The organism is Kitasatospora sp. NPDC054768, from assembly GCF_053612025.1.
This window is the reverse complement of the sequence record NZ_JBSHBN010000320.1, coordinates 1-3,079: the sequence shown is the minus strand read 5'-3', so window position 1 is coordinate 3,079 and position 3,079 is coordinate 1. Positions and strand designations below refer to the sequence as shown.

General features: G+C 78.0%; 1 protein-coding gene and 1 pseudogene. Both read right to left on the bottom strand.

The window, feature by feature from the left end:
- Positions 1-107: 107 nt before the first annotated feature.
- On the bottom strand, positions 108-2,849 hold the full coding sequence (locus ACWGKU_RS40800; RefSeq protein WP_452178985.1) for an FtsX-like permease family protein: 2,742 nt from the start codon (positions 2,847-2,849) through the stop codon (positions 108-110).
- Positions 2,846-3,079, bottom strand: a pseudogene (locus tag ACWGKU_RS40795) (ABC transporter ATP-binding protein); the annotation flags it as partial. The pseudogene ACWGKU_RS40795 and the gene ACWGKU_RS40800, both read right to left, overlap by 4 nt.

Genomic DNA, 3,079 nt, shown 5'->3' with positions numbered 1-3,079 from the left:
GGGGGGGGGGCCGTGGGGGGGGTGGGGGGGGGTGATGGCGGTGGGGGACGCGGCGGGGGGGGGGGGGGGGGGGGGGGCGGGGGTCCGGCGGGCCGCCCCCCCGGGACTCAGGACAGCCGCCGCCCGAGCGGGATGCGGGAGCGGGTGAACAGCGCCGCGAGCAGCCCCGCGACCACCGGCAGCAGCAGCACGATCAGCATCAGCTCGCCCCAGGGAGCGGTGATCAGCGCCGGCTTGGCCCCGAACCCGCCGGCCCGGGACTTCAGCAGCCCCACCGCCGGCACGAAGCCGTTGACCGCGCCGAGCAGTGCGCCCAGCAGGGCGATCAGCGTGCACTGGAGGCCCGCCATGCTCCGCCGGATCCGCGGTGGCGCGCCGACCGCGGCCAGGGTGGCCTGGTCCTGCCGGGAGTCGGCGGCCGCCAGACCGGTGGCGATCCCGGCCGCGCCGAGCACGACCAGTCCGGCGAAGCCGGTGAGCGCCAGGGTGAGCGCGTCGCTCTTCGGCTGGTAGCCGCGTTCCACCTCCAGCGTGGAGAAGCGGTCCAGCCGGGCGGCGGCCGCCTCGGCCCGTTGCTGCGCCTTGCGGTCGGGCGGGGTGGCGGGCAGCCAGACCGAGCCGGTCGGCCGGGCGGCGAGCCCGAGTCCGGGCAGCGCGGAGGGCAGTGCCAGGCCTTGGGCGAAGTCGGCGGCGGCCGGGTTGTCCACCAGCACCGCGTCGACCGGGACCTCCTGCAGGTCCGGCTTGGGTACCTCGCCGGGCTGCAGCGGAGCGCCGCCGCCGCCTCGCAGGATCATCACGGCCTTGCCGTCGGCGCCCACCAGGGCCCGGTCGAAGACCAGCAGCTTCCCTGCGGCCAGTGCCTGTTCGGCGGCCGGGTCATGGATGCCGAACAGGTTGTGCAGCACGGTCGCGTCACCGGCGGCGAGGTGCGGCGGTGCGCCCAGGCCGCGCCGCTCCGGCGGGCCCTTGAGCTGGACGGTGCTGGCGCAGTTGTCGCAGAAGCGGTACTCCACCTGGCCGAGGTCGCCGCGCGGGCCGAGCCCGGACAGCTGCTTCTCCAGCTCGGCGCGCTCCTCGGCGAGCCGGGGCCCGTCGACGTGGCTGGTCAACTGGACGGCGCCGTAGGGGGCCTGGGGCCGGTAGTCGCGCCGGTTCTCGGCGTCGGTGCTGGTGGTGTAGACGCCGATGGCGACGGCCCCGGCCACCGCGGCCATCACCGCGGCCACCGCCGGAGCGGTGCGCGAGCGGTGCCGGGCGGAGTCGCGCAGGGCCAGCCGGGGGCCGAGCGGCAGCCGGCCGGCGGCCCGGCCGATCAGCGCGATCAGCATCGGGGTGCACAGCAGCAGGCCGAGTTCGGCGATCACCGAGCCGCCGAGCACGGTGAGGGTACGGGTGTCGTAGCCGCCGACGCCCGGCCGGTCGCGCTGCACCGAGGCCGCGCCGTACATCGCGAGCACCGCGCCGAGGGCGAGCAGCGCGACGCCGGACACGGTGACCAGGCGGTTGGGTCCGCGGACGGTGTCCCGGCCGGTCAGCCCGGCGGTGACGCTGCGCCGGGCGGCCTGCAGCGCGGGCAGCGCGGCCGCGAGCAGCGCGGTGGCCAGGCCGATCCCGGCGATGGCGATCAGGTCCACCGGCGGTACGGCGAAGTGGCCGAAGCGCGCGCCGCCGATCTGCTCGATCCACGGCCGCAGCACGGCGACCACCGCGGTGCCGAGCACCACGCCGACCACGGCCCCGGCCGCGCCGAGGACCAGGCCGCCGCCGAGCACCACCGCACCGACGTGGGCACGGCTCCCGCCGGCCGCGCCGAGCAGGGCGAGCTGGCGGCGCGAGCGGCGGGCGCCGACGGCGAACGCGGGCCCGGCGAGCAGGGCGACCTCCAGCAGCGCCAGGCCGGTGACGGTGGCGACGACCATCCTGGTGTTGGTGGCGGCCGTCGGGTCGCTGTAGCGGCGGGCGTCCCGGTAGTAGGGCACGGCCTGCTCCGGCGGCGGGGCGAGCGCCACCGAGCGTGCCGTGAGGGTGTAGCCGTGGGCGTTGAACCGCTGGACCTCGGCCCAGCCGAGCGGGGCGCCGGACGGCAGCCGGACCAGCCAGGCGGACCGGGCGGCCGAGGGCTTCTGCGCGGTGGGTCCGGCGCCGGCCAGCGCGGTGCTCAGCGGGGCGACCAACTCACCGGGCCGGGCGACGAGTTCGACCCGTCCCAGCTCGCCCGGGTGCTCCACGACACCGGTGATGGTGTAGGTGGTGCCCTCCAGGCCCTGGACGGTGGTGGTGGCGCCGGGCCGGAGCCCGGAGTGGTCCAGGAAGGCCCGGGTGACGGCCACCTCGTGCGGGGCGCCCGGGGCGCGGCCCTCGACCAGGTCGAGCCGGCCGCGCCAGACCGGGTCGCCGAGATCGGCCTCGGTGGTGAGGGTGCGGACCAGGCCCTCGGGCGAGGTCGCGCCGGCCTCCGGACCGGGCCGGGCCGGGGTGAGCACGCTGCCGGGCGGCAGCAGGGAGGCGACCAGGGCGGCCGGGTCGGTGCTCGCGCCCTTCTCCTGCTCGGCCGTCGGCTGCTCCCCGGAGCGGGGTTGGACGGAGAAGGCGCCGTCCTCGGCGATCGGGGCCTGCTCGACCGTCTGGCCCGGGTCGAGCGAGGTGACCAGGGCGTCCGCGCCGCCCACCACCCGCTCGACCCGTTCGGCCGGGGTCAGCTGCCCGCTGCGGTGGACCACGTCGGCGCCGGTGACGCCGAGGACGGGCAGTGCGATCATGGCGGCGATCAGCGCGCTGCGGCCCTTGGCCCGCAGGGCGTCGCGGCGGGCGATGCGCAGGGCGACCCGCCAGGCTCCGATCCTCACGGTGCCACCTCGCCGAGCACGCCGGTCGGGTGCACCGCGGCGAGGCGGGCGGAGGACCGGCGGCCGGGGGTCTCCGAGGCGACCGCGCCGTCCCGCAGGTGGACCACCCGGTCCGCCCAACTGGCATGGGCCGCTTCGTGGGTGACCATCATGGCGGCGGCGCCGGCGTCGCAGCGGGCGCGCAGGACGGCGAGGACGGCCTCGCCGGTGGTGGAGTCGAGGGCGCCGGT